General features: G+C 64.6%; 21 protein-coding genes and 1 riboswitch. Of the genes, 5 read left to right on the top strand and 16 right to left on the bottom strand.

All coding sequences use genetic code 11. The features are described from left to right. Positions 1 to 12: 12 nt before the first annotated feature. The 16 genes from AC0L2L_RS08150 to AC0L2L_RS08225 all read right to left on the bottom strand — a co-directional run bounded on the left by AC0L2L_RS08150 (position 13) and on the right by AC0L2L_RS08225 (position 16,654). On the bottom strand, positions 13 to 834 hold the full coding sequence (locus AC0L2L_RS08150; protein WP_473577395.1) for a biotin--[acetyl-CoA-carboxylase] ligase: 822 nt from the start codon (positions 832 to 834) through the stop codon (positions 13 to 15). A 4-nt stretch (positions 835 to 838) separates the two neighbouring features. After that, positions 839 to 2,275, bottom strand: coding sequence for an NADH-quinone oxidoreductase subunit NuoN (gene nuoN, locus AC0L2L_RS08155; RefSeq protein ID WP_473577397.1), 1,437 nt, complete (start codon positions 2,273 to 2,275; stop codon positions 839 to 841). 13 nt (positions 2,276 to 2,288) lie between these two features. Next, on the bottom strand, positions 2,289 to 3,794 hold the full coding sequence (locus tag AC0L2L_RS08160) for an NADH-quinone oxidoreductase subunit M (protein ID WP_473577399.1): 1,506 nt from the start codon (positions 3,792 to 3,794) through the stop codon (positions 2,289 to 2,291). Then, positions 3,794 to 5,767, bottom strand: coding sequence for an NADH-quinone oxidoreductase subunit L (gene nuoL / locus AC0L2L_RS08165; protein ID WP_473577400.1), 1,974 nt, complete (start codon positions 5,765 to 5,767; stop codon positions 3,794 to 3,796). Before nuoL ends, AC0L2L_RS08160 begins: the two co-directional genes overlap by 1 nt. A gap of 11 nt (positions 5,768 to 5,778) precedes the next feature. Continuing rightward, complete coding sequence (gene nuoK, locus AC0L2L_RS08170) at positions 5,779 to 6,087, bottom strand: NADH-quinone oxidoreductase subunit NuoK (protein WP_027168992.1); 309 nt, start codon at positions 6,085 to 6,087, stop codon at positions 5,779 to 5,781. Between the two features lies 1 nt (position 6,088). Further along, the gene (locus AC0L2L_RS08175) at positions 6,089 to 6,709 is read right to left on the bottom strand and encodes an NADH-quinone oxidoreductase subunit J (protein WP_027168993.1); all 621 of its coding nucleotides are present in this window, start codon (positions 6,707 to 6,709) and stop codon (positions 6,089 to 6,091) included. A gap of 127 nt (positions 6,710 to 6,836) precedes the next feature. Beyond that, positions 6,837 to 7,328 (bottom strand): NADH-quinone oxidoreductase subunit NuoI, encoded by a 492-nt coding sequence (gene nuoI / locus AC0L2L_RS08180; RefSeq protein WP_217569186.1) that lies wholly within the window; start codon positions 7,326 to 7,328, stop codon positions 6,837 to 6,839. Next, positions 7,328 to 8,371, bottom strand: a complete 1,044-nt coding sequence (gene nuoH / locus AC0L2L_RS08185; RefSeq protein WP_292663045.1) for an NADH-quinone oxidoreductase subunit NuoH — start codon at positions 8,369 to 8,371, stop codon at positions 7,328 to 7,330. The genes nuoI and nuoH overlap by 1 nt, the downstream gene beginning before the upstream one ends. 2 nt (positions 8,372 to 8,373) lie before the next feature. Beyond that, on the bottom strand, positions 8,374 to 10,455 hold the full coding sequence (nuoG, locus tag AC0L2L_RS08190) for an NADH-quinone oxidoreductase subunit NuoG (protein ID WP_473577404.1): 2,082 nt from the start codon (positions 10,453 to 10,455) through the stop codon (positions 8,374 to 8,376). A gap of 73 nt (positions 10,456 to 10,528) precedes the next feature. Continuing rightward, positions 10,529 to 11,203 (bottom strand): NADH-ubiquinone dehydrogenase, encoded by a 675-nt coding sequence (locus AC0L2L_RS08195; RefSeq protein ID WP_473577406.1) that lies wholly within the window; start codon positions 11,201 to 11,203, stop codon positions 10,529 to 10,531. Positions 11,204 to 11,278: 75 nt separating this feature from the next. Then, entirely contained in the window at positions 11,279 to 12,583 is a 1,305-nt protein-coding gene (gene nuoF / locus AC0L2L_RS08200; protein ID WP_473577407.1) for an NADH-quinone oxidoreductase subunit NuoF, read from the bottom strand. A 10-nt stretch (positions 12,584 to 12,593) separates the two neighbouring features. Then, complete coding sequence (locus AC0L2L_RS08205; RefSeq protein WP_473577409.1) at positions 12,594 to 13,919, bottom strand: NADH-quinone oxidoreductase subunit E; 1,326 nt, start codon at positions 13,917 to 13,919, stop codon at positions 12,594 to 12,596. Beyond that, on the bottom strand, positions 13,919 to 15,109 hold the full coding sequence (locus AC0L2L_RS08210) for an NADH-quinone oxidoreductase subunit D (protein ID WP_473577410.1): 1,191 nt from the start codon (positions 15,107 to 15,109) through the stop codon (positions 13,919 to 13,921). The genes AC0L2L_RS08205 and AC0L2L_RS08210 overlap by 1 nt, the downstream gene beginning before the upstream one ends. Further along, the gene (locus AC0L2L_RS08215; RefSeq protein ID WP_027169001.1) at positions 15,110 to 15,712 is read right to left on the bottom strand and encodes an NADH-quinone oxidoreductase subunit C; all 603 of its coding nucleotides are present in this window, start codon (positions 15,710 to 15,712) and stop codon (positions 15,110 to 15,112) included. A 4-nt stretch (positions 15,713 to 15,716) separates the two neighbouring features. Continuing rightward, positions 15,717 to 16,298 carry a NuoB/complex I 20 kDa subunit family protein gene (locus tag AC0L2L_RS08220; RefSeq protein ID WP_126054018.1) on the bottom strand — a complete coding sequence of 194 codons (582 nt, stop codon included), beginning with the start codon at positions 16,296 to 16,298 and terminating at the stop codon, positions 15,717 to 15,719. After that, positions 16,289 to 16,654, bottom strand: coding sequence for an NADH-quinone oxidoreductase subunit A (locus tag AC0L2L_RS08225; RefSeq protein ID WP_027169002.1), 366 nt, complete (start codon positions 16,652 to 16,654; stop codon positions 16,289 to 16,291). Before AC0L2L_RS08225 ends, AC0L2L_RS08220 begins: the two co-directional genes overlap by 10 nt. A gap of 334 nt (positions 16,655 to 16,988) precedes the next feature. Here AC0L2L_RS08225 and AC0L2L_RS08230 point away from each other — a divergent pair, with 334 nt between their 5' ends. The 5 genes from AC0L2L_RS08230 (at position 16,989) to cobG (ending at position 25,031) form a co-directional block, all read left to right on the top strand. Continuing rightward, on the top strand, positions 16,989 to 18,188 hold the full coding sequence (locus AC0L2L_RS08230; RefSeq protein WP_473577412.1) for a winged helix-turn-helix domain-containing protein: 1,200 nt from the start codon (positions 16,989 to 16,991) through the stop codon (positions 18,186 to 18,188). Positions 18,189 to 18,215: 27 nt separating this feature from the next. After that, positions 18,216 to 18,420, top strand: a riboswitch (cobalamin riboswitch). Between the two features lie 41 nt (positions 18,421 to 18,461). Then, positions 18,462 to 18,887 carry a DUF1636 family protein gene (locus tag AC0L2L_RS08235; protein ID WP_473577414.1) on the top strand — a complete coding sequence of 142 codons (426 nt, stop codon included), beginning with the start codon at positions 18,462 to 18,464 and terminating at the stop codon, positions 18,885 to 18,887. A gap of 2 nt (positions 18,888 to 18,889) precedes the next feature. Further along, positions 18,890 to 19,942: a cobalamin biosynthesis protein CobW gene (gene cobW / locus AC0L2L_RS08240; RefSeq protein WP_473577416.1), complete on the top strand. Its 1,053-nt coding sequence runs from the start codon at positions 18,890 to 18,892 to the stop codon at positions 19,940 to 19,942. Between the two features lie 17 nt (positions 19,943 to 19,959). After that, on the top strand, positions 19,960 to 23,544 hold the full coding sequence (cobN, locus tag AC0L2L_RS08245) for a cobaltochelatase subunit CobN (RefSeq protein ID WP_473577418.1): 3,585 nt from the start codon (positions 19,960 to 19,962) through the stop codon (positions 23,542 to 23,544). Continuing rightward, complete coding sequence (cobG, locus tag AC0L2L_RS08250; RefSeq protein ID WP_473577419.1) at positions 23,541 to 25,031, top strand: precorrin-3B synthase; 1,491 nt, start codon at positions 23,541 to 23,543, stop codon at positions 25,029 to 25,031. The genes cobN and cobG overlap by 4 nt, the downstream gene beginning before the upstream one ends. Position 25,032 lies beyond the last annotated feature (1 nt).

Below are 25,032 nucleotides of genomic sequence, written 5' to 3' on the forward strand. Positions count from 1 at the left end.
CGGCCAAGTCAATCAAATGCGCGCGGAAGCCACAGCGCCGAAATGCACGTCGCCTGCCGTGATCGTCAGAACCGATCCCTCATCGTCGCGGATCACGAAACGGCAGTCCTCGTCAATGGTTTCGAAGACGCCGCGCACCACATTGCCGTCAATTCTGACAGCAACCTCGCCGCCAAGGCCTGCTGCGCGGGCAAGCCACCGCTTTCTGATGGCAGAGAGCCCGCGCCCGTCGTCCCACATCCGCGCATTTTCGCTCCAGGCATCCGAGAGCGCCAGGAACAGCATTTCAGCGTCGCACTCGGCACCCAGCGCCTGCAGCGATGTCGCCGGATAGGGCAAATCTTGCGGATAAGCCACCACATTGACGCCGATGCCGACGGCAACCGCGAAACGGCCGCCTTCCAGCATGGCCGATTCGAGCAGGATGCCGGCAAGCTTGGCGCCCGAAGCCAACACGTCGTTCGGCCATTTCAATTCGAAGCGGTTGCGGCCCTGGCTCGCGCCGTCGAGGGCGACTGCGATCCGGCCTTTCGGCACGACGGCGTCGAGCGCGTCGGCCAGCGCGAGGCCCGCGACGAAACCGAGCGTCGCGGCAAGCCGAAGCTCGCCGCCGGGGAGCAGAAGCAGCGTCGCCGCCAGATTGCCTTCCGGCGTCGCCCAGGCGCGCCCGCGGCGTCCGCGGCCGCTCTCCTGCTTCTTCGACACGACCCAGAGTTTTCCCGGATCGCCGGCCCGGGCATGCTCCAGCGCCAGCGCGTTGGTCGAGCCGACGCTGTCATGCGCCTCGAGCCGGAACCCCTGCGACGCCGCGGTTGGAGCCAGTCGAAACGCCATCCCGTCAGAAGAAGGTCTTGGCGGCGGCTTCGGCATAGCTGCCGATCGGCCCGCCGATCAGCACATAGAACAGCACGAAGGCGCCGCTGACGCCAAGCACGAGGCGTAGCTCGCTGGCCATCGGCACGAAGCCGCCGACCGGCTCGTCGAACCACATGATCTTGATGATGCGCAGGTAGTAGTAGGCGCCCACCACCGAGGCCAGCACGCCGATGATCGCCAGCGCGTAGAGATTGGCGTTGATCGCGGCGAGGAACACGTACCACTTGCCCCAGAAGCCGGCGAGCGGCGGAATGCCGGCCAGCGAGAACATCAGGATGGTGAGGATGGTCGCCATGATCGGATTGGTCGACGCGAGACCCGACAGATCGCTGATCTGCTCGACATTGCCTTCCTTACGCCGCATGGCGAGGATGAAGGCGAAGGTGCCCAGCGTCATGACCAGATAGATCAGCATGTAGATGGCGACGCCGCGCACGCCGGCCTGGCTGTTGGCGGCAAGGCCGACCAGCGCGTAGCCCATATGGCCTATCGAGGAATAGGCCATCAGGCGCTTGATGTTGGTCTGGCCGATGGCCGCGAAAGCGCCGAGCGCCATCGAGGCGATCGAAATGAAGACGATGATCTGCTGCCAGTCGGCGGCGATCGGCTTGAAGGCGCCCATGGTGACGCGCACGATCAGCGCCATCGCCGCCATCTTCGGGGCAGCCGCGAGGAAGGCGGTGATCGGTGTCGGTGCGCCCTCATAGACGTCCGGCGTCCACATGTGGAACGGCACGGCCGAGATCTTGAAGGCGAGGCCGGCGAGCACGAACACCAGGCCGAAGACGAGGCCAAGCTGGCGCTCGCCGCTGCCCAGCGCCGTCGCAATCTCCTGGAAACCGGTGTTGCCGGTGTAGCCGTAGACGAGGCTGATGCCATAGAGCAGCATGCCGGACGACAGCGCACCGAGGACGAAATATTTCAGGCCCGCCTCGGTGGAGCGCAGATTGTCGCGGTTGATTGCCGCCAGCACATAGATCGCCAGCGACTGCAGTTCGAGGCCGAGATAGAGGCCGATCATGCCGTTGGCCGAGATCATCAGCAACATGCCGAGCGTGCAGAGCAGGATCAGCACTGGATATTCGAACTTGTCGAAATGCTCCTGCCTGGCGAAGCGCATCGACATGACCAGCGTCACAGCAGAGCCGATCAGCGCCAGCATCTTCATGAAGCGGCTGAAGGAATCCTGGACATAAGCGCCGCCATAGGCGGCCCCCTCGCCACCGGAGGAAGCGAGCCACAGGCCGGCGATCACCAATACGGCCACCGCGAGGCCGGTCACCGTCATCGTGTTGTCGGAGCGCGAGTACGCGCCGACCATCAGCAGTGCGAGCGCGCCGATGGCCAGGATCAGTTCCGGCGTAGAGAGCGAAAGGCTGGAGAGAAGGTCCGGCGTCATGGTTTATCCCCAGTCAGTTCGCCGCCGCGGTCTGCGCGGAATTGATGGATGCGGTGACGTTGGTGACGAGCGTCTTGACTGAAGCGGCCGTCACGTCGAACACCGGCGCCGGGTAGACGCCGAAAAAGATGACCAGCACCACCAGCGGGTAGACGATCGCCTTCTCGCGGGTCGAGAGGTCGAGCAGGTTCTTCAGGCTGTCCTTGGTCAACGCGCCGAAGATCACCCGGCGATAGAGCCACAGCGCGTAAGCCGCCGATAGGATGACGCCGGTCGCGGCGAAGAACGCCACCCAGGTGTTGACCCTGAACACGCCGAGCATGGTCAGGAATTCGCCGACGAAGCCGCTGGTGCCCGGCAGGCCGACATTGGCCATGGTGAAGATCATGAACACGGTCGCGTATTTCGGCATGTTGTTGACCAGCCCGCCATAGGCGTCGATCTCGCGCGTATGCATGCGGTCGTAGATGACGCCGACGCACAGGAACAGCGCGCCGGAGACGAGGCCGTGGCTGAGCATCTGGAAGATCGCGCCCTGCACGCCCTCCTGGTTCATCGCGAAGATGCCCATGGTGACGAAGCCCATATGCGCGACCGACGAATAGGCGATCAGCTTCTTCATGTCCTCCTGCATCAGCGCCACCAGCGAGGTGTAGATGATGGCGACGACGGAGAGCGTGAACACCAGCGGCGCGAACATCGCCGACGCTTCCGGAAACATCGGCAGCGAGAAGCGCAGGAAGCCGTATCCGCCCATCTTCAAGAGGATGGCGGCCAGGATGACCGAACCCGCGGTCGGCGCCTCGACATGCGCGTCGGGCAGCCAGGTGTGCACCGGCCACATCGGCATCTTCACTGCGAACGACGCGAAGAAGGCGAGCCACAGCCAGGTCTGCATGCTGGCCGGGAAATGATGCGTCAGAAGCGTGGTGATATCGGTCGTGCCGGACTGGAAGAACATCGCCATGATGGCGAGCAGCATCAGCACCGAGCCGGCGAGCGTATAGAGGAAGAACTTGAACGAGGCATAGACGCGCCGCTTGCCGCCCCACACGCCGATGATGATGAACATCGGGATCAGGCCCGCCTCGAAGAAAACGTAGAACAGCACGATGTCGAGCGCGCAGAACACGCCGATCATCAGCGTCTCGAGGATCAGAAAGGCGATCATATAGGCCTTGACCCGCTTCTCGATCGCTTCCCAGGAGGCGAGGATGCAGAACGGCATCAGGAAGGTGGTCAGGATGACGAACAGCATCGAGATGCCGTCGACGCCCATGTGGTAGGAAATGCCCGAATCCAGCCAGGCGTGCTTCTCGACGAACTGGAAGCCGGCCTGCGAATTGTCGAAGCCCGTCCAGATGAACAGCGAGATGACGAAGGTAAACGCCGTCGTGATGAAGGCGATGGCACGGATGTTGCGGCGCGCGTTTTCGCTGTCGTCGTTGATGAACAGGATGAGCAGAACACCAACCAGCGGCAGGAAGGTGACCAGCGAGAGGATTGGCCAGTCGGTCATCAGAGCATCATCCAGGTGACGAGAGCGGCCACGCCGATCAGCATGGCGAAGGCATAGTGGTAGAGATAACCGGTCTGCAGTTTGACGACACGGTTGGTGACGTCGACGACGCGCGCCGAGATGCCGTCGGGGCCAAGCCCGTCGATGATCGTGCCGTCACCCGTCTTCCACAGGAACCTGCCGAGGCGCTTGGCCGGCTGCACGAACAGGAAGTCGTAGAGCTCGTCGAAATACCACTTGTTGAGCAGGAAGCCGTAGAGCAGGCGATGGTTGGCGGCGACGCTTCGCGGCAGTTCCGGCGAGCGGATGTAGAACTTCCAGGCGACCGCCAGGCCGATCAGCATGGCGACGAACGGCGCCAGTTCCACCCAGAGCGGCAGTTCGTGGATCTCGTGCAGGATCTGGTTGTCCGGCAGCGTGAACAGCGACGCCTTCCAGAATTCGGCATAACCTTCGCCAATGAAGGCGCCGTGGAAGATGATGCCCGCGAACAGCGCGCCTGCGGCCAGCACATAAAGCGGCACCAGCATCACCGGCGGCGATTCATGGACATGATGCATGACCTCGTGGCTGGCACGCGGCTCGCCGTGGAAGGTCATGAAGATCAGCCGCCAGGAATAGAAGCTGGTGAAGCAGGCGGCGATCACGAGCAGCACGAAGGCGAAGACCGCGACCGCGTTGTGGCTGGCGAACGAGGTCTCGATGATGGCGTCCTTGGAGAAGAAGCCGGCGGTGCCGATCACCGTTGCCGGGATGCCGACACCGGTCAGCGCCAGCGTGCCGACGATCATCATCCAGTAGGTCGCCGGGATCAGCTTGCGAAGGCCGCCCATCCTGCGCATGTCCTGCTCGTCGGACACGGCATGGATGACCGAGCCGGAGCCGAGGAACAGCAGCGCCTTGAAGAAGGCGTGAGTGAACAGGTGGAAGATCGCCGCGCCGTAGGCGCCGACGCCGAGCGCCACGAACATGTAGCCGAGCTGCGAGCAGGTCGAATAGGCGATGACGCGCTTGATGTCGTTCTGGACCAGGCCGACAGTCGCCGCGAAGAAGGCGGTGAAGGCGCCGACGAAGATGACGACGGTCAGCGCCGAGTGCGACAACTCGAACAGCGGCGAAAGCCTCGCCAGCATGAACACGCCGGCGGTCACCATGGTCGCCGCGTGGATGAGCGCCGAGACTGGGGTCGGGCCTTCCATGGCATCCGGCAGCCAGGTGTGCAGCGGCACTTGCGCCGACTTGCCCATGGCGCCCATGAACAACAGCAGGCAGACCACGGTCAGCGCCGACTGCTTGTCCAGCGCTTGGCCGAGGAAAGTGAGCACGGCAGCACCCGCCGGCGCGCCTTCGGCCGGCAGGAACGATGCCGCATTGGCAAAGATAGTGCCGAGACTGACAGAGCCGAACAGCACGAACACGCCGAAGATGCCAAGCGCGAAACCGAAGTCGCCGACGCGGTTGACGACGAAAGCCTTGATGGCCGCGGCATTGGCCGACGGCTTCTTGTACCAGAAGCCGATCAAGAGATAGGAGGCAAGACCGACGCCTTCCCAGCCGAAGAACATCTGGATCAGATTGTCGGCCGTCACCAGCATCAGCATCGCGAAGGTGAACAGCGACAGATAGGCGAAGAAGCGCGGCCGGTTCGGATCGTGGTGCATGTAGCCGATCGAATAGATGTGGACCAGCGCCGACACGGTGTTGACGACGACCAGCATCACCACCGTCAGCGTGTCGATCCTCAGCGCCCAGGAGGCGTCGATGCCGCCCGACTGGATCCAGCGCAGCACCGGCACGGTGAACACCTCGCCATGGCCGAAACCGACGGTGAAGAAGGCGATCCACGACAGCACCGCCGCGATCACAAGGAAGCCGGAGGTGATGTATTCGGAAGCCTTGGCGCCGAGCGAATTGCCGAACAAGCCGACAATCAGGAAGCCAAGCAGCGGAAGGAAGACGATAGCCTGATACATGGTGGTTCCCGTCAACCCTTCATCGCGCTCACGTCTTCGACCGCGATCGAGCCGCGGTTGCGGAAGAAGACGACAAGAATGGCAAGACCGATCGCGGCTTCGGCGGCTGCGACCGTCAGCACGAACAGGGCGAAGACCTGTCCGACGAGGTCATGCAGCGCCGCCGAGAAGGCGACGAAGTTGATGTTGACCGCAAGCAGGATGAGCTCGATCGACATCAGGATGACGATGATGTTGCGGCGGTTCAGGAAGATGCCGAACACGCCGAGCGTGAACAGGATCGCCGATACGGTCAGATAATGTGCAATGCCGACGACCATCTCAGATGCCCTCGCCCGATTTGACCTTGCGGATTTCCATGCCCGTCGCCGGCGTGCGGCCGACCTGGGCGGCGATCGACTGCCGCTTGACGCCCGGCTTGTGGCGCAGCGTCAGCACGATGGCGCCGATCATGGCGACCAGCAGCACCAGGCCGGAAATCTGGAAGTAATAGAGGTAGTCCGTGTAGAGGATGTCGCCGAGCGCGGCCGTGTTGGAGCGCGTGGCGAGATCCGGCGTCGCCTTCGCGACCGTAGAGGCAAGCTGCGGCGCGAATGTGTAGCCGCCGAGCACCACGATCAATTCCGCTGCAAGGATCAACCCGACCATCGCGCCGATCGGCGCGTATTGCAGCGCGCCCTGCTTCATCTCGGCAAAGTCGACGTCAAGCATCATGACGACGAACAGGAACAGCACCATCACCGCGCCGACATAGACGACGAGCAGGATCATCGCCAGGAACTCGGCGCCGGTCAGCATGAACAGACCCGCGGCATTGAAGAAGGTGAGGATCAGGAACAGCACGGAATGCACAGGGTTGCGCGACGAAATGACCATGAAGGCCGACGCCACGGCGATAAAGGCGAAGAGGTAGAAAAAAGCCGCCTCTAATCCAGTCAGCATGGGTTCCCCCGGGTTCCTGTCGAATCGGGCATTCGCCCTCTCCGTACTCTCTGGCTTGGTTCCGCCTCCGGTGCCGAAGCCGCGTTGTCCTTAGACGAGGCCCCTCGCCTCGTCCATGCGTCAAATGTCAGCGATAGGGAGAGTCCAGCGCGATGTTGCGCGCCAGCTCCCGCTCCCAGCGATCGCCGTTCGCGAGCAGCTTTTCCTTGTTGTAGTAAAGCTCCTCGCGCGTCTCGGTCGCGAATTCGAAATTCGGCCCCTCGACGATGGCGTCGACCGGGCAGGCTTCCTGGCAGAAGCCACAATAGATGCACTTCACCATGTCGATGTCGTAGCGCACGGTGCGGCGCGTGCCGTCATTGCGGCGCGGGCCGGCCTCGATGGTGATCGCCTGCGCTGGGCAGATCGCCTCGCACAGCTTGCAGGCGATGCAGCGCTCCTCGCCATTGGGATAGCGGCGCAACGCATGCTCGCCACGGAAGCGCGGGCTGATCGGCCCCTTCTCGTGCGGATAGTTGATCGTCTCCTTCGGTGCGAAGAACTGGCGCATCGACAGGAAGAAGGCGCTGACGAAATCCTTCAGCAGCAGCGATTTTGCGGCCTGGGCTAGAGCGGACATCACGCAAACCCCGTGATCTTGAGGAAGGCCGCGGTGGCGACGACCATGAACAGCGAGATCGGCAGGAACACCTTCCAGCCCAGCCGCATCAGCTGGTCGTACCGGTAGCGCGGCACGAAGGCCTTCACCATCGAGAACATGAAGAAGACCAGGCAGACCTTGAGCACGAACCAAATCAGCCCCGGCACCCAGGTGAAGGGCGCGAAGTTGAACGGTGGCAGCCAGCCGCCGAGGAACAGAATGGTCGCCAGCGCGCACATCAGCACGACGGCGACATACTCGCCGAGGAAGAAGAGCAGGAACGGCGTCGACGAATATTCGACCATGTGGCCGGCGACGAGTTCCGATTCGGCTTCCACAAGGTCGAAAGGCGGACGGTTCGTCTCGGCCAGCGCCGAGATGAAGAACACGATGAACATCGGGAACAGCGACAGCCAGTGCCAGTCGAGGAAGGTGTTGGGCAGGCCGAGCCGGGTGCCGAGCCCATCCTGCTGCGACAGCACGATGTCGGAGAGGTTGAGCGAACCGACGCAGAGCAGCACCGTGACGATGACGAAGCCGATCGAAACTTCATAAGACACCATCTGCGCGGCCGAACGCAGCGCGCCGAGGAACGGGTATTTCGAGTTCGACGCCCAGCCGCCCATGATCACGCCGTAGACCTCGAGCGAGGAGATGGCGAAGACATAGAGGATGCCGACATTGACGTTGGCGATCGCCCAGCCCTCATTGACCGGAATGACCGCCCAGGCCGAGATCGCCAGCACCGCCGACACCAGCGGCGCCAGCAGGAAGACGCCCTTGTTGGCGCCGGACGGGATCACCGGCTCCTTGAAGACGAACTTCAACAGGTCGGCGAAGGCCTGCAGCGTGCCCCATGGGCCGACGACGTTCGGGCCGCGGCGCAATTGCACTGCCGCCCAGATCTTGCGGTCGGCATAGAGCACGTAAGCCACGAAGATCAGAAGAACGACGATCAGCACGACCGACTTCAGGAGGATCAGCAGCGCCGGCAGCACGTAGAAGGAGAAGAAGGTGTCCATGCTTATTCCGCCGCCTGCTTGAAGCCGCTCTTGGCCAGCGCCGAGCACTCAGCCATCACGGCCGACGCCCGCGCGATCGGGTTGGTCAGATAGAAGTCCTTCACCGGGGAGGTGAAAGTGCCCTTGTTCAGCCGGCCGCCGAGCTTCGCCGCCTTGGCGATATCGTCGCCGCTGCCGGGCTGCACCTGGTCGATGCGGGCGAGATGCGGGAATTCGCCATAGAGCTTGGCGCGCAGCTGCGCCAGCGAATCGAAGGGCAGCTTCTTGCCGAGCACGTCCGACAGCGCCCGCAGGATCGCCCAGTCCTCGCGCGCTTCGCCCGGAGCGAAACCGGCGCGGTTGGTCTGCTGCACACGACCTTCCGTGTTGACATAGGTGCCCGACTTTTCGGTATAGGCCGCGGCCGGCAGGATGACATTGGCGCGGTGCGCGCCGGCATCGCCATGCGTGCCGATATAGATGACGAAGGCGCCGCCGGTCTTGGCAATGTCGATCTCGTCGGCACCGAGCAGGAACAGCACGTCGGTATCGCCCAGCATGCCGGCAACGTTCTTGCCGCCCTCGCCCGGCACGAACCCGACATCGAGGCCACCGACTCTGGCCGCGGCATTGTGCAGTACCGCGAAGCCGTTCCAGTCGGCGGTGACCGCATTGACGGCGGCCGCGAGCTTCGCCGCCTGGCCGAGCACCGCGGCGCCGTCGGCGCGCGCCAAAGCACCCTGGCCGACGATGATAAGGGGATGCGCAGCCTTGCTCAGCACCTCGAAGAACGTGCCATTGCCCTCGGCAAGGTTCTTCAGCGATTCCGGGCCGGCGCCGATCAGCTCATAATCGTAGCGGGTATCGCCGATTTCGCCGATGACGCCGACCGGCAGATTGCCGACGCGCCAGCGCTTGCGGATGCGGGCGTTGAGCATCGAAGCCTCGAAGCGCGGATTGGCGCCGATGATCAGCACAGCGTCGGCCTGCTCGATGCCTTCGATGGTCGGGTTGAAGATGTAGCTGGCGCGGCCGAGCGACGGATCGAGCGCGGCGCCATCCTGGCGGCAGTCGATATTCTTGGAGCCGAGCGCCGCCATCAGAAGCTTGAGCGCGTAGATTTCCTCGACCGCCGCGAGATCGCCGGCGATCGCCCCGATCCGCTCGGGCGCAGCCTTCGCCACCTCGTCCTTGATGGCCGCAAAGGCTTCCGCCCAGCTTGCCGGCGCGAGCTTGCCGTTCTTGCGCACATACGGACGGTCGAGGCGCTGTGTGCGCAGGCCGTCCCAGATGAAGCGGGTCTTGTCGGATATCCACTCCTCGTTCACCGCCTCGTTGACGCGCGGCAGGATGCGCATCACCTCGCGACCGCGGCTGTCGACGCGGATCGCCGAGCCGACCGCGTCCATGACGTCGATCGATTCCGTCTTGGTCAGTTCCCACGGCCGCGCCTGGAAGGCGAACGGCTTGGAGGTCAGCGCGCCGACCGGGCAAAGGTCGATGACATTGCCCTGCAGCTCCGACGTCATCGCCTGTTCGAGATAGGTGGTGATCTCGGCGTCCTCGCCGCGGCCGATCAGGCCGAGTTCGGAAATGCCGGCGACCTCGGTGGTGAAGCGGACGCAGCGCGTGCAGTGGATGCAGCGGTTCATCACCGTCTTCACCAGCGGGCCGATATACTTGTCTTCGACCGCGCGCTTGTTCTCGTGATAGCGCGAGGAATCGACACCGAAGGCCATCGCCTGGTCCTGCAAGTCGCATTCGCCGCCCTGGTCGCAGATCGGGCAATCGAGCGGGTGGTTGATCAGCAGGAACTCCATCACGCCTTCGCGGGCCTTCTTGACCATCGGCGTGTTGGTGAAGATTTCCGGCGGCTCGCCGTTCGGACCCGGGCGCAGGTCGCGCACGCCCATGGCGCAGGACGCTTGCGGCTTGGGCGGACCGCCCTTCACCTCGATCAGGCACATGCGGCAATTGCCGGCGATCGACAGCCGCTCGTGAAAGCAGAAGCGCGGCACTTCCGCGCCGGCGTCCTCGGCCGCCTGCAGCAGCGTGTAGTGGTCGGGTACCGTGATCTCTTTCCCGTCGACCTTGAGCTTTGCCATTCGCCTCAAACCCCTGCGGATGTCCCGCAATCTCTATCTCCGGGTGCGACCGACGCCGCGCCCGACATTCAATTCACTTAGCCGCGGCGAGCGCCGCTGCCTGGGCAGTCCAGTCGTCGCGGCCGATGCGGCCGGCGAGCGACAGATAATCTTCGACCCAAGCGATCTCTTTCGACGTCCAGGCGGCGATCTGGCTATAGGTCCAGATGCCGAGACCGTTGAGCACCTTCTCCAGCTTCGGTCCGATACCCGAAATCGCCTTCAGATCCGATGGCTTCGCCGGCTTGTCGACGGCCCTCGGCTGGCGGAAATCTTCGGGCATCAGTGCGGCGGGGGCCGGCTCATCGACTGCGTCGGCGCCGAGCGCCTTCTCGGTCGCGGTCGCCGCGATATCGGTCACGTCGCGGGCGAAGGTCTGCGCCCTGGCGATCAGCGTCTCGGTGGCCTTGCGCGCCTTTGACGAATTTGCCGCCGCCTCGCTCTGTGCCTCGAGGTCGTCGAGGAAAGGCTGGAACATGCGCTGCGAGGCTTCCAGAGCGCCGGTGAACGCGCCCATCCACATGCCGACGGCATGGTTGGCAAGGCCGATGCTGAGCGCCGACATTGCGGCAGCACCCGCGACTGGATGCGCCAGAAGGTTGACGGCGCTGGCCATCTCCTTCGGCATCATCTTGGTCAGGTCCTGGTTCATCTTCTCGAGCTGGTCCAAATCAGGCATGAACGGATAGGGTATCGAATACGGCGCCATAGAGATCTCCTGGTCGTTTCTTCGTATGCCCCGCCCCTGCTTTCAGTCTTCGGGCCAAGCCCGTACTTCGAAGTCTTATTCCGCCGCCACCATCACCGGCTCGACCCGGTGCGCGTTGCGCGAAAACTCGTCGATGCGGCGTTCCACCTCGCCGCGGAAATGCCGCATCAGGCCCTGGATCGGCCAGGCCGCCGCGTCGCCCAGCGCGCAGATCGTGTGGCCCTCGACCTGCTTGGTGACGTCGAGCAGCATGTCGATCTCGCGCTTCTGCGCCTCGCCGCGCACCAGCCGTTCCATCACCCGCCACATCCAGCCGGTGCCTTCGCGGCACGGCGTGCACTGGCCGCAGCTCTCATGCTTGTAGAAGTAGGAGAGCCTGGCGATCGCCTTCACGATGTCCGTCGACTTGTCCATGACGATGACAGCCGCCGTGCCGAGGCCGGATTTGAGGTCGCGCAGCGCATCGAAATCCATCGGCGCGTCGATGATCTGCTCGGCCGGCACCAGCGGCACCGAAGCGCCGCCCGGGATGACCGCCAGCAGATTGTCCCAGCCGCCGCGGATGCCGCCGCAATGCGTCTCGATCAGCTCGCGGAACGGGATCGACATCGCTTCTTCGAAGGTGCACGGGTTGTTGACGTGGCCGGAGACGCAGAACAGCTTGGTGCCGGCATTGTTCGGCCGGCCGAAGGACGAGAACCAGGCCGCGCCCCGGCGCAGGATGGTCGGCGCCACCGCGATCGATTCGACGTTGTTGACCGTGGTCGGGCAGCCATAGAGGCCGACATTGGCCGGGAAAGGCGGCTTCAGCCTGGGCTGGCCCTTCTTGCCTTCCAGGCTTTCGAGCAGCGCCGTCTCCTCGCCGCAGATATAGGCGCCGGCGCCATGGTGCATATAGACGTCGAAGTCGTAGCCCGAGGTATTGCCCTTGCCGATGAGCTTGGCCGCGTAGGCCTCGTCGATGGCGCGCTGCAGCGCCTCGCGCTCGCGGATGAACTCACCGCGCACGTAGATGTAGGCGGCAATCGCGCCCATGGCGAAACCGGCGACCAGCGCGCCCTCGACCAGCGTGTGCGGGTCGTTGCGCAGGATGTCGCGGTCCTTGCAGGTGCCGGGCTCGGATTCGTCGGCATTGATGACCAGATAGCTGGGACGGCCGTCGCTCTGCTTGGGCATGAACGACCATTTCAAGCCGGTCGGGAAGCCGGCGCCGCCGCGACCGCGCAGGCCCGATGCCTTCATCTCGTTGACGATCCAGTCGCGCCCCTTGGCAACCAGGCCGGGCGTGTCGTCCCAGATACCGCGCGATTGCGCGCCGGCCAGCGACTTGTCGAACAGGCCGTAGATGTTGGTGAAGATGCGGTCTTTGTCCTGAAGCATTTTTCGTCCCTCAGACCGGCTTCTTGCCGAAGACGCGGATGTATTCGGCGACGCCGCCCTTGGCGAGCGCCTTGGCCTGCCTCACCCAGTCGTCGCGCTCGATGCGGCCGCGGAAGTTGAGATAGCCGTCGACCCATTCGCGCTCGGCCTTCTTCCACGAAGCGACCTGCGCGAAAGTATAGATGCCCAGCGAGTGCAGGATGCCTTCGATCTTCGGCCCGACGCCGGAGATCAGCTTGAGATCGTCGACATTTGCCGGGCGCTCGATGCTCGCCGGACGGTTCTTGTCCTCTAGCGAAGGCTTCGCCGTTTTGGCCACGGGTTGCTTGGTTTCAGGCGCCTTGAAGGCAGTGGCCGGTTCGGCTTTCGTCTTCGGCCCACTGCGCGGCTTGGAAACCGCCTCGACTTCCGGAGAAGCCTGGTTGGCGTTGGCGGCCGAATGGCGCGGCGCCCTGACGCTGGCCGCCTTCTCGGTGGCCGGGGCGACCTTGACCGGCGAAGGCGTCGTCAAGGCCGGGCTGGTCTCAGGCGCATCGGTCTTCGGCTTGCTGGATTTGGACGGCGCGACCGGGCCCGAGGCCGGCGGCGTAGCGGGTGCCGGAGCGCCGGCGGGTGCCTGCGAGACCACGGCCGCCGTCGCGGCAGCCGGTGCTGCGGTACCCGCTTCCTTGGCTGCCTTTACTGCAGCCTTGGCTTCCTTGTCGCGGGTCGACTTCAGGATAGCCTTTTCGCTGATCAGGGTCGTGAGGCCGGTAGCCGGCTCGGAGCCGGTACGGCCGTTCTGCGGCCCAGGCTTGACCTCGGCGTCCTTGCCGGCGTCGTAGAGATCGATGATCTCGGCCAGCCGTTCAGGCGTCAGGTCCTCGAAAGTGTCCTTGAAGATCATCACCATCGGCGCGTTGACGCAGGCGCCGAGGCATTCGACCTCCTCCCACGACAGCGTGCCCTTGTCGTTGGTGTGGAACTGGTCGTGATGGATTTTCGACCGGCACACATCCATCAGCGCTTCCGAGCCGCGCAGCATGCATGGCGTGGTGCCGCAGACCTGGATATGCGCCCGGGTGCCGACCGGATTGAGCTGGTATTGCGTGTAGAAGGTCGCAACCTCGAGGCCGCGGATGCGCGGCATGCCGAGCATGTCGCAGATCGTCTCGATCGCCGCCTTGGTGACCCAGCCTTCCTGCTCCTGCGCTATCATCAGCAGCGGGATGATGGCCGACTGCTCGCGTCCCTTCGGATATTTGGCGATCCACTGCTCAGCCGCCGCCGCATTCGCCTTGTTGAAGGCGAAGGAGGCTGGCTGGACGCTGGCATCTGCGAGACGGCGGACTGACATTAGCGATCGACCTCACCAAACACGATGTCGAGGGAGCCCAGCACGGCCGTAACGTCGGCCAGCATATGGCCGCGGCACAGGAAATCCATGGCCTGCAGATGCGCGAAACCGGGCGCGCGCAGCTTGCAGCGGTAGGGCTTGTTGGTGCCGTCGGAGACCAGATAGACGCCGAACTCGCCCTTCGGCGCCTCGACGGCCGCATAGACCTCGCCCGCCGGCACGCGATAGCCCTCGGTATAGAGCTTGAAGTGGTGGATCAGAGCTTCCATCGAGCGCTTCATCGCCTGGCGCTTCGGCGGCACCACCTTGCCGTCGAGGTTCGACACCGGGCCGGCGCTTTCCTTGCCGAGCAGCAGATCGACACACTGGCGCATGATCCTGGCCGACTGGCGCATCTCTTCCATGCGCACGAGATAACGGTCGTAGCAGTCGCCGTTCTTGCCGATCGGGATGTCGAAATCCATCTCGGAATAGCACTCATAAGGCTGCGATTTGCGCAGGTCCCAGGCGGCGCCCGAACCGCGCACCATCACGCCCGAAAAGCCCCAGGCCCAGGCATCCGCCAGCGACACGATGCCGATATCGACATTGCGCTGCTTGAAGATGCGGTTGCCGGTCAAAAGCGCGTCGAGATCGTCGATCGACTTCAGGAACGGGTCGATCCATTTGCCGATGTCCTCGACCAGCTTCTGCGGCAGGTCCTGGTGCACGCCGCCCGGCCGGAAATAGGCCGCATGCATGCGCGAACCGGAGGCGCGCTCATAAAACACCATCAGCTTTTCGCGCTCGACGAAACCCCACAGCGGCGGCGTCAGCGCGCCGATGTCCAGCGCCTGCGTCGTCACATTGAGGATGTGCGACATGATGCGGCCGAGCTCGGCATAGAGCACGCGGATCAGTTGGCCCCGCTTCGGCACCTCGATACCGAGGAGCCGTTCGGCCGCAAGCGCGAAAGCATGCTCCTGGTTCATCGGCGCGCAATAGTCGAGCCGGTCGAGATAGGGAACCGCCTGCAGATAGGTCTTGTGCTCGATCAGCTTCTCGGTGCCGCGGTGGAGCAGGCCGATATGCGGATCAACACGGTCGACGACCTCGCCGTCCAGCTCGAGAACCAACCTCAAAACACCGTGCGCTGCAGGGTGTTGAGGCCCAAAGTTGATGTTGAAATTGCGGACGGAGGTTTCAGCCATTTACTGCTTTGCCTTCTCGTCGCCCGGCAGGACGTAGTCCGTCCCTTCCCACGGCGACAAAAAATCGAAGTTTCTAAATTCCTGCTTCAATTCCACAGGCTCGTAGATCACGCGCTTGGCCTCGTCGTCGTAGCGAACCTCGACGAAGCCGGTCAGCGGGAAATCCTTGCGCAGCGGATGCCCCTCGAAACCGTAGTCGGTGAGGATGCGGCGCAGATCCGGATGACCCGAGAACAGCACGCCGTAGAGATCGTAGGTTTCTCGCTCGAACCAGTCGGCGCCCGGATAGACGGCGGTCAGCGACGGCACCAGCGTCTCCTCGTCGGCCTGGACCTTGAGACGAATGCGGACATTCTGCTTCGGCGACAGAAGGTGATAGACGACGTCGAAGCGCCTGGCCCGCGACGGATAGTCGGCGCCGCAAACGTCGATGATCGAGATGAACTGGCAGCGCGGATCATCGCGCAGGAAGGTCGCCACCTCGATCAGATTGCCCGGATCGACGGACACTGTCAGCTCGCCATAGGCAAGCACGGCTTCGCCGATGCGGCCGGAGAGCTTCTCGCCGAGATAGGTGGAGAGTTCGTTCAACGCCTGGGTCATCGGCTCACCGTTCGATCGTGCCGGTGCGGCGGATCTTCTTCTGCAGAAGGAGAATGCCGTAGAGCAGCGCTTCGGCGCTCGGCGGGCAGCCGGGCACATAGATGTCGACCGGCACGACGCGGTCGCAGCCGCGCACCACCGAATAGGAATAGTGGTAGTAGCCGCCGCCATTGGCGCACGAGCCCATCGAGATGACGTAGCGCGGCTCGGGCATCTGGTCGTAGACCTTGCGCAGCGCCGGCGCCATCTTGTTGGTCAGCGTGCCGGCCACGATCATGATGTCGGACTGGCGCGGGGACGCGCGCGGCGCGACGCCGAAACGCTCCGAGTCGTAACGCGGCATCGAGGTGTGGATCATCTCGACCGCGCAGCAGGCAAGGCCGAAGGTCATGAACATCAGCGAGCCGCTGCGCGCCCAGGTGATGAGCGCTTCGGTCGAGGTGACAAGGAAACCCTTGTCGGCCAGTTCATTGTTGATTTCAAGGAAGAAGGGATCGTCCTGCCCCACCGGCCTGCCGGTGTTGGGGTCGATGATGCCCTTGGGCTTCGGCGCGACGAGGGTGCCTGAACTATCGTTCAATCCCATTCCAGCGCTCCTTTTTTCCATTCATAGGCAAAGCCGATGGTCAGCACCGCCAGGAACACCATCATTGACCAGAAGCCAAGCATGCCGAGCTTGGAGAAGGACACCGCCCATGGAAACAGGAAGGCGACCTCGAGATCGAAGATGATGAACAGGATCGACACCAGATAGAAGCGGATGTCGAATTTCATGCGGGCGTCGTCGAACGAGTTGAACCCGCATTCGTAAGCGGAAAGCTTTTCCGGGTCGGGATTGCGGTAGGCCACCAGGAAGGGGGCGACGATAAGCGCCAGACCAACGACCATCGCCACGGCGATGAACAGGACGATGGGCAGATAGGAACTCAGGAGTGCGCTCATGCGGCGACTTTCCTTCGGCGGGGCAGTTCACTTTGATTACAGCAACGAACTCTAATGCGGAAGCGTGACAGTTTAACCGCTGAACCGTTTTAGGGGGCCTATGCTGCAACGCGGCGAGGGTTAGCGCAGCGGTTTCGGTGACGCAAGTCAAACCTTGTTCAAAATCCGGCCTTGGACGCCATATCGGAAGAAACTGGTCTCATCCGCTCCTGTTTGATTCCCTTCATTTTTTACTCCACTTTTCTCTCCTGACACATCTCCCGCCATTTGCCTGCTAGCATCGCCGGAATCACCGGCTGAAAAGCCAACAAATGATCGGGGCAAAGGCACCTTGATGAAGGAGAAAATCTCGCTCGCCATGGCCAGGCGCATCGCGCTCGGCGCCCAGGGGTTTAACGACCCCCGGCCCGGTGGAGTTCCGGATCGCCGCCACCTTGCGCGCGTGCTTTCGCGAACCGGTCTATTGCAGATCGACTCCGTAAGCGCCGTGGTGCGCGCTCATTATATGCCGCTCTATTCGCGCCTCGGCCCCTACCCGCTTGCGCTGCTCGATAACGCCGCGGTCACGCGCAAGCGCACCGTCTTTGAATATTGGGCGCATGAGGCGTCTTTCCTGCCCGTCGGGACCTATCCCCTGATGCGCTGGCGCATGCAGCGCGCCGAGCAGGGCGACGAGATGTATCTCGGTCTCGCGAAATGGGGTCGTGAACGCAAGGAGATGATCGACGAGATCTATGCGCAGGTCGCCGAACGCGGGCCGATCGCCGCCTCCGATATCGAAGGCCATAAGGGCAATGGCGGCTGGTGGGGCTGGAGCGAGGCCAAGCACGCCTTTGAATGGCTGTTTTGGGCCGGCCGCATCACCACCGCCCACCGGCGCGGCTTCGAACGCTATTACGACCTGCCCGAGCGCGTTTTGCCGCAGGCGGTGCTCGATCTGCCCGTGCCATCGGTCGAGGACGCGCATCGCGAATTGCTGCGCATTTCCGCCCGCGCCCATGGCATCGCGACTTATGGCGACCTGCGCGACTATTTCCGCTTGGCGCCCGGCGATACGAAGGACCGCATCGAGGAATTGGTCGAAACGGGCGAATTGCTGCCGGTGCGCGTCGAAGGTTGGGACAAGACCGCCTATCTCCACAAGGACGCGCGCATCCCGCGCCGTATCGAGGCACGCGCCCTGCTCGCGCCCTTCGATCCGGTCGTCTTCGAACGCACCCGAACGGAGAAACTCTTCGACTTCCGCTATCGCATAGAGATCTACACGCCGGCCGCAAAGCGCCAGTATGGCTACTATGTGCTGCCGTTCCTGCTCGGCGACCGGATCGTCGCGCGCGTCGATCTCAGGGCCGATCGGCCGGCGAGCGTGCTGCGCGTCCATGCCGCCTATGCCGAGGGCGGCGCGCCGCCTGAGACAGCCGCCCAGCTCTTCGACGAGTTGAAGCAGATGCAGGCATGGCTCGGCCTGGAGGCGATCGAAGTCACGCCGGCCGGCGACCTTGGTCCAGCGCTGGCCGACATCGAGATGTCGTAGCCGCGTTGACAGGCACCCAGCCGTAAGCCTAAATCCGCAGCAGACGGTCTTCTCCCGGCAAAGGGAGGAGCCAAGAGGGAATGCGGTGCGGGCAAGAATGCCCAAATCCGCGGCTGTCCCCGCAACTGTAAGCGACGAGCCTCGGCCGAAAACCACTGGGATGTTCCCGGGAAGGCGGCATTCAAGGCGACGACTCGCGAGCCAGGAGACCTGCCGTCTGAGACTTAAAGTATCCGAATGCCCGGCGGGTTTTCCGGGCAAGGAGCCCTGGTTTTGGACAGCAACGGCAGTTTTCCGGCAAACAATGCGGATATTTCAACCGAGCCCGACCCGCTGGCCGGCGTGACCGTCATCGTCTGCTCGTCATGCCGCGACGAGACCGGCTCGGACGCGCACCCGCGCGCCGGTGCCCTGCTGGCCGAAGGCACGCGCCGCGCCGCCTCGGGCGAAAACATCCGCATCCGCACGGTAGAATGCCTCGGCAATTGCAAGCGCCGCCTGAGCGCGGCGCTTCTGCGCGACGGCTGCTGGAGCTATGTCTTCGGCGATCTGGAGGCGACCAGCGGCCCAGACCTCGTCGCCGGCGCAAAACTCTTCGCCACCTCGACCGATGGCCTCATCCCGTGGCGCGGCCGGCCTGAATCCCTCAAGCGCGGCCTCGTTGCCCGTATCCCTCCCCTCGACCTGCTGAAGGACTGACCATGACCGCGCCAGATTCGTCCGCCAACCTCTCCCGTGTTCCCTGTACCGTCGTCACCGGCTTCCTCGGCGCCGGCAAGACGACGCTGATCCGTAACCTGCTCGAAAACGCCAAGGGCAAGCGGCTAGCCATCATCGTCAACGAGTTCGGCGACGTCGGCATCGACGGCGAGATCCTGAAAAGCTGCGGCGTCGACGCCTGCCCGGAGGAAAACATCGTCGAGCTTGCCAATGGCTGCATCTGCTGCACGGTCGCCGACGACTTCGTACCGGCGCTCGACCAGATCCTGTCGCGCACGCCGAGGGTCGACCACATCCTGATCGAGACCTCGGGTCTGGCCCTGCCGAAGCCGCTCGTCCAGGCCTTCCAGTGGCCGACGGTGAAGAGCCGCGTCACGGTCGACGGTGTCATCGCCGTGGTCGACGGCCCGGCGCTGGCCGACGGCCGCGTCGCCTCCGACATGGATGCGCTGCAGGCCCAGCGCGCCGCGGACGGCTCGCTCGACCATGACGATCCGGTCGAGGAGGTGTTCGAGGACCAGATCGCCTGCGCCGACCTGATCATCCTGTCGAAGAGCGACCTGATGGACGCGGCGGGCTCGGCTCGCGCCAACGCCGTCATCGGTAAGCATGTGGCGCGCGCGGTCAAGGTCGTGCCGACCACCCAGGGAAAGGTCGATCCATCCGTGCTGCTCGGCCTCGGGCTCGCCGTCGAGGACGACATCGAGAACCGCAAGACCCACCATGACAACGAGCTCGACCACGAGCATGACGATTTCGATTCCTTCGTCATCGACATCCCGTCGATCTCGAACCCGGACGAACTGGCAAAGCGCGTCGCCACCGCGGCCGAGCAGGAAAACGTGTTGCGCGTCAAAGGTTTCGTCGAAGTCGGCGGCAAGCCGATGCGGCTTCTGCTGCAGGCCGTCGGCCCCCGCGTCAACCACTATTACGACCGCGCCTGGGCGGCTGAGGACGACCGCCGCTCGCGGCTCGTCGTCATCGGCCTCAAGGGGCTGAACCGCCCCGCGATCGAACGTATCCTTGCAGGCTGAGGCCAACACGAACAACGATGCATATCCTCACCACGACATCCGCTTCGCTCGACGATCTCGCCGAGCCGATCGATCTCAGGCAGACGCCTGCGGATATCGTGGCGCTGTCCTTCACCGACAGCGACCTCGCCGGACTGGCCGCCGCCTGGAAAGCCGACGCCGGACGACTGCCCTCGATGCGGCTCGCAGCACTGCGTGATCTCCGCCATCCGATGTCGGTCGACCTGTGGATCGACAGCGTCGCCCGCCACGCCAGGGTCATCCTGGTCCGCATCCTCGGTGGTTATGACTGGTGGCGCTATGGCTGCGACCAGCTGGCGGCGGTGGCGCGCGAGCGCGGCATCGAGCTCGCGCTGTTGCCCGGCGAAAGCCATGACGAGGACCACCGCCTGATTGAAGCTTCGACGCTGCCGCGCGCCGAGTTGGACGCCTTGCTCGGCTATTTCCGCGAAGGCGGCCCGGCCAATATGAGCGCGCTGGTGCAAAGATTGGCGAGGCTGGCGGGGTCGGATGCGGCCGTGGCCGCGCCGGTCGGTGTGCCGAAAGCCGGGTTTTATGAGCCGGGGTTGGGCGTCGTGGAAAAACCAGTCCTATCGAGCGTTGGCGATCCTTCGCCCCCCCCTCTGTCCTGCCGGACATCTCCCCCGCAAGGGGGGAGATCGGCCGGCACCGGGCCTGGCGCTTTTTCTTCATCTGCAGGAAAAGAGCCATCTGCAACATCCGCGATTGGCGAAACCGTCAACGACAGAGCAATCTCCCCCCTTGAGGGGGAGATGTCCGGCAGGACAGAGAGGGGGGCGACCGAACGCGACGCTGGCAACCTCACCCCGGTCATCCCCATCCTCTTCTACCGCTCGATGCTGCTTGCTGCCGACGTGGCGCCCATAGACGCACTGGTGGAGGCGCTGCGCTCGGAAGGCTTGGCACCGGTCCCGATCTTCGTCTCCAGCCTCAAGGACCCAGCATCCCTGGCCTTCGTCGAAAACGCCCTCGCCTCACTGAACCCATCCGCCATCATCACCGCCACGGCCTTCGCCTCCGGAGCGGAACCCGGCGCCGAGACCGTGTTCGACCGCGCCGGCGTGCCGGTCTTCCAGGTGATTGTCGCCACGACAAGGCGCGAGGTTTGGGAAAAGAACAAGCGTGGCCTGGCGCCCGCCGATCTCGCCATGCATGTCGTCCTGCCCGAGCTCGACGGCCGTATCCTTGCCGGTGCGATCTCCTTCAAGGGCGAGGTCGAGACCGATCCGGCGCTGGCCTTCCGCGCCTTCGCCAACCGGCCGGAAGCAGACCGGGTTGCGCAAGTTGCCCGGCGTATCGCGGCGTTTATCCGCTTGCAGCGGACGGCACGGGCCAAGCGCAAGCTGGCAATCCTGATACCGGATTATCCGAGCGCGCCCGGACGGACCGGCTACGCTGTCGGGCTTGATGTGCCGTCGAGCGTGCTCGCCATGTTGCAGGACCTGAAGGAACAGGGCTATGCGGTTGACGGGATTCCGCAATCGCCGCGCGCGTTACTGGATGTGCTGGAGCGCAGCGGCTGCGGGATGGGACTGGAGAACTATCTCGACTTCTCCAAAGACCTGCCGGTAGAGGCTACCGCCGCGGTAGAAGCCGCATGGGGGAAGGCAGAAGAGACAGGTTTGCGCCAACCTTCACAAACGACCACCGCAACTTTCCCCTTCCGCGCTGCGACCTTCGGCAATATCACCGTGGCGCTCGCTCCCGACCGCGGCCGCTCCGCCGACCGCCGCGCCGATTATCACGACCCGACCCTCCCCCCGCGCCACGAGTTGATCGCCTTCGGCCTTTGGCTCCAGAAATCGCTCGCCATTCACGCCATCGTCCATGTCGGCGCGCACGGCACGCTCGAATGGCTGCCTGGCAAGACGGTGGCGCTTTGCGACGCCTGCTTTCCGGAGATCGTCACCGGCTCGTTGCCGGTCATCTATCCGTTCATCGTCTCCAATCCGGGCGAGGCGGCGCAGGCCAAGCGCCGCATTTCGGCCGTCACGCTCGGCCATCTGCCGCCGCCGCTGACCGGCGCCGGCCTCGACGAGGCCCAGCAGAGGCTGGAAAGGCTGGTCGACGAATACGCTCAGGCCGACGGCCTAGACCGCCGCCGCCGCGATCGGCTGGCCAGGCTCATTGTCGACACCGCGCTGAAGTCCGGCCTGGCGGCCGAAGCCGGCGTTGCCGGCGCCGATGCTCCGGACGAAGCGCTGCGCCGCATCGACGCCTGGCTTTGCGACCTCAAGGATTTCGCCGTGAAGGACGGGCTTCATGTCTATGGCCGTGCGCCGGAAGACGAAGCCGATCCGCTGCGCCGCCAAAGCGCAGCGGCCGAAAAGGCGGCCCTCCTCGCCGCGCTCGACGGCCGCCACATCAAGGCCGGACCGGCCGGTGCGCCGGCGCGCGGCCGCTCCGACGTGCTGCCCACCGGCCGCAACCTCTTCACCTCCGACCCGCGCACCATGCCGACGCCGACCGCCTATGAGCTCGGCCAGGCGGCAGCGGAAGAAGTGGTGCGCAGCTACATGCAGAGCCACGGCGACTGGCCGCGCTCGCTGGTCATCGACCTCTGGGGCTCGGCCTCCTTGCGCACCGGCGGCGAGGAGATCGCCCAAGGCCTGGCCTTGATGGGCTGCCGCCCGCAATGGGATGCCGCCACCGGCCGCGTCACCGGCATAGAGGTGCTGCCGCCGGCAGCGCTCGGCCGCCCGCGCATCGACGTCACATGGCGCATTTCCGGCCTGTTCCGCGACATGTTCCCGACCCAGATCGCGCTGATCGATGCGGCGGCCAACGCGGTCGCCTGCCGTGACGAGGACGATTCCGAAAACCCGCTCGCCGCCGCGACCCGCGCCCAAGGCAAGGTCAGCCCGCGTATTTTCGGCACCTCGCCCGGCACCTATGGCGCCGGTGTCGAGGATTTGCTGTCGCGCGGCGAATGGGGCGTGCGCGAGGAAATCGGCCGCGCCTATCTCGATGCCACCTCGCACGCTTATGGCGGCGCAGACGGCGAAGCCATTTCGGCGCCCGGCGCTTTCGAAGGCCGCATCGCCGAAGCCGATCTCCTCGTCCACACCGGCGACGACCCGGGCCGCGACATCCTCGAAGGCTCGGCCGACGTCGCCTTCATCGGCGGATTTTCGGCAGCGCTTGCCGCGCTCGGCAGGAACGCCGACGTTATCGTGCTCGACACGACCGATCCGAAGAAACCGAAGCCACGCTCGGTCGGCGAAGCCGTTTCCCGCGTGGTGCGCGCCCGTGCCGTCAATCCACGCTTCATCGCCGGCCAGATGCGCCACGGCCCGCGCGGCGCCTCGGAATTCGCCGAGACGGTCGACCGTCTTGTCGGCTTCGCCGAGACCACGCACGCCATATCGGGCGCGTTGATCGAGGCGGTTCACGACGCCTATCTCGGCGACGCGAACGTCCGCGCCTTTATCCTGCGCGAGAACCCGGCGGCAGCGAAGGTCATCGCCGAGCGCTTCCTGTCGGCACGGCGGCGCGGCCTCTGGCACCCGCTCAGGAATTCCATCGACGACGATCTCGCGGCCTTGATCGCCGAGGCCCAGGCAAGCGGGGTGGCGGCATGAACGCCTTTTCGCGGCGCGGCGCCTGCCCTGCCCTCAGCGCGCCGATGCAGACCGGCGACGGACTGCTCGTGCGGCTCAATCCGGTCGCTGGAGGACTTTTGCCCAAGTCACTGATCGGACTCGCCGAATCCGCCTTGCGCCACGGCAATGGCATCATGGAAGTGACCGCGCGCGGCAGCCTGCAGATCCGCGGCCTGACGGCGGAAAGTGCGAGGCTGCTGGCAGGTGAGGTGGATGCGCTGGGCATCGCGGTACGCAGCGGGATGCCCGTCGAGACCGGTCCGCTGGCGGGGATCGATCCGCAGGAGATTGCCGATCCGCGCGTGCTGGCTGAGGGGATACGGGTGGCGATCGACGAGGTTGGGCTGACGGCGAGACTGGGGCCGAAGGTGTCGGTGGTTATCGACGGCAGCGGACAGTTGACGATGGATGCCGTGACGGCCGACGTGCGGCTGAAGGCGGTGCGGGCCGATGCGGGCATCCAGTGGAACGTATCGGTTGCCGGCGACGCGCGAAGTGCGAAGCCTCTAGCCACTGTCGATGCGGATGCGGGGCGCGACATTACAGTTGCCGCACTCCGGATGGTCGCCGAAAAGGGCCGGGAGGCACACACACGGGACTTATCTGAGCGACAGCTCAATTCACTCGCAAGTTGGCACTCCGTCACCCCCCCCTCTGTCCTGCCGGACATCTCCCCCGCAAGGGGGGAGATCAGCAGTTCTGCCGCAGGCTCCATTTCTGCAAACATGGCAATTGGCGCAACGTCCGCGATCGGCGAAAGCCCAGATGAGAGATCAATCTCCCCCCTTGCGGGGGAGATGTCCGGCAGGACAGAGGGGGGGGCGCAGGAACGCCGGCCTGCGAGAAGTCCTATTGGCGCGTTCAAACTCAGCAAAAGCCAAGCCCTCGGCATCGGCCTACCCTTCGGCAGCATGCCGGCGCAATCCCTCATCAATCTCGCCAGCCAAGCTTCGCACCTCGGTGCCACCGAAATCCGCCTCGCCCCAGGCCGCGCCTTGCTCTTCCTCGGTCTCTCCGCCCCCTCCTCCCTGCAAGCCTCCGCCGCCACGCTCGGCTTCGTCACCTCCCCCATCGACCCTCGCACCCGCATCGCCGCCTGTCCCGGCACGCCGGCTTGCGCCTCCGGCCGCATCGCCACCCGCGCCATCGCCGAGGCAATTGCAGCGCAAAGCGCCGATCTCTTCGACGCCTCGCTCACGCTGCACATTTCCGGCTGCGCCAAGGGCTGCGCGCATCCGGGTGCAGCAGCGCTGACATTGGTCGGCGACGAAAACGGAGCCGGACTTGTCGTGGACGGGACGGCAAAGGCCCTTCCTGCCGGATACAGGCCGGGCTATGACGCCGCGCGCGGGGTCGCCGGCATCGCGGCGGCAGTCCGCAGTGAACGACATCAAGGCGAAACCGCGGCTGCCTGCCTGGCAAGGCTTGGCGCGGCCGCCATCGCTGAACTCTATCGACGGAACTGAG

The organism is Mesorhizobium sp. WSM4832, from assembly GCF_055811115.1.

Coding starts and splice junctions, on each gene's coding strand:
- AC0L2L_RS08150 (WP_473577395.1), bottom strand. CDS start 834: ATGGCGTTTCGACTGGCTCCAACCGCGGCGTCGCAGGGGTTCCGGCTC.
- nuoN (WP_473577397.1), bottom strand. CDS start 2,275: ATGACGCCGGACCTTCTCTCCAGCCTTTCGCTCTCTACGCCGGAACTG.
- AC0L2L_RS08160 (WP_473577399.1), bottom strand. CDS start 3,794: ATGACCGACTGGCCAATCCTCTCGCTGGTCACCTTCCTGCCGCTGGTT.
- nuoL (WP_473577400.1), bottom strand. CDS start 5,767: ATGTATCAGGCTATCGTCTTCCTTCCGCTGCTTGGCTTCCTGATTGTC.
- nuoK (WP_027168992.1), bottom strand. CDS start 6,087: ATGGTCGTCGGCATTGCACATTATCTGACCGTATCGGCGATCCTGTTC.
- AC0L2L_RS08175 (WP_027168993.1), bottom strand. CDS start 6,709: ATGCTGACTGGATTAGAGGCGGCTTTTTTCTACCTCTTCGCCTTTATC.
- nuoI (WP_217569186.1), bottom strand. CDS start 7,328: ATGTCCGCTCTAGCCCAGGCCGCAAAATCGCTGCTGCTGAAGGATTTC.
- nuoH (WP_292663045.1), bottom strand. CDS start 8,371: ATGGACACCTTCTTCTCCTTCTACGTGCTGCCGGCGCTGCTGATCCTC.
- nuoG (WP_473577404.1), bottom strand. CDS start 10,455: ATGGCAAAGCTCAAGGTCGACGGGAAAGAGATCACGGTACCCGACCAC.
- AC0L2L_RS08195 (WP_473577406.1), bottom strand. CDS start 11,203: ATGGCGCCGTATTCGATACCCTATCCGTTCATGCCTGATTTGGACCAG.
- nuoF (WP_473577407.1), bottom strand. CDS start 12,583: ATGCTTCAGGACAAAGACCGCATCTTCACCAACATCTACGGCCTGTTC.
- AC0L2L_RS08205 (WP_473577409.1), bottom strand. CDS start 13,919: ATGTCAGTCCGCCGTCTCGCAGATGCCAGCGTCCAGCCAGCCTCCTTC.
- AC0L2L_RS08210 (WP_473577410.1), bottom strand. CDS start 15,109: ATGGCTGAAACCTCCGTCCGCAATTTCAACATCAACTTTGGGCCTCAA.
- AC0L2L_RS08215 (WP_027169001.1), bottom strand. CDS start 15,712: ATGACCCAGGCGTTGAACGAACTCTCCACCTATCTCGGCGAGAAGCTC.
- AC0L2L_RS08220 (WP_126054018.1), bottom strand. CDS start 16,298: ATGGGATTGAACGATAGTTCAGGCACCCTCGTCGCGCCGAAGCCCAAG.
- AC0L2L_RS08225 (WP_027169002.1), bottom strand. CDS start 16,654: ATGAGCGCACTCCTGAGTTCCTATCTGCCCATCGTCCTGTTCATCGCC.
- AC0L2L_RS08230 (WP_473577412.1), top strand. CDS start 16,989: ATGAAGGAGAAAATCTCGCTCGCCATGGCCAGGCGCATCGCGCTCGGC.
- cobW (WP_473577416.1), top strand. CDS start 18,890: ATGACCGCGCCAGATTCGTCCGCCAACCTCTCCCGTGTTCCCTGTACC.
- cobN (WP_473577418.1), top strand. CDS start 19,960: ATGCATATCCTCACCACGACATCCGCTTCGCTCGACGATCTCGCCGAG.
- cobG (WP_473577419.1), top strand. CDS start 23,541: ATGAACGCCTTTTCGCGGCGCGGCGCCTGCCCTGCCCTCAGCGCGCCG.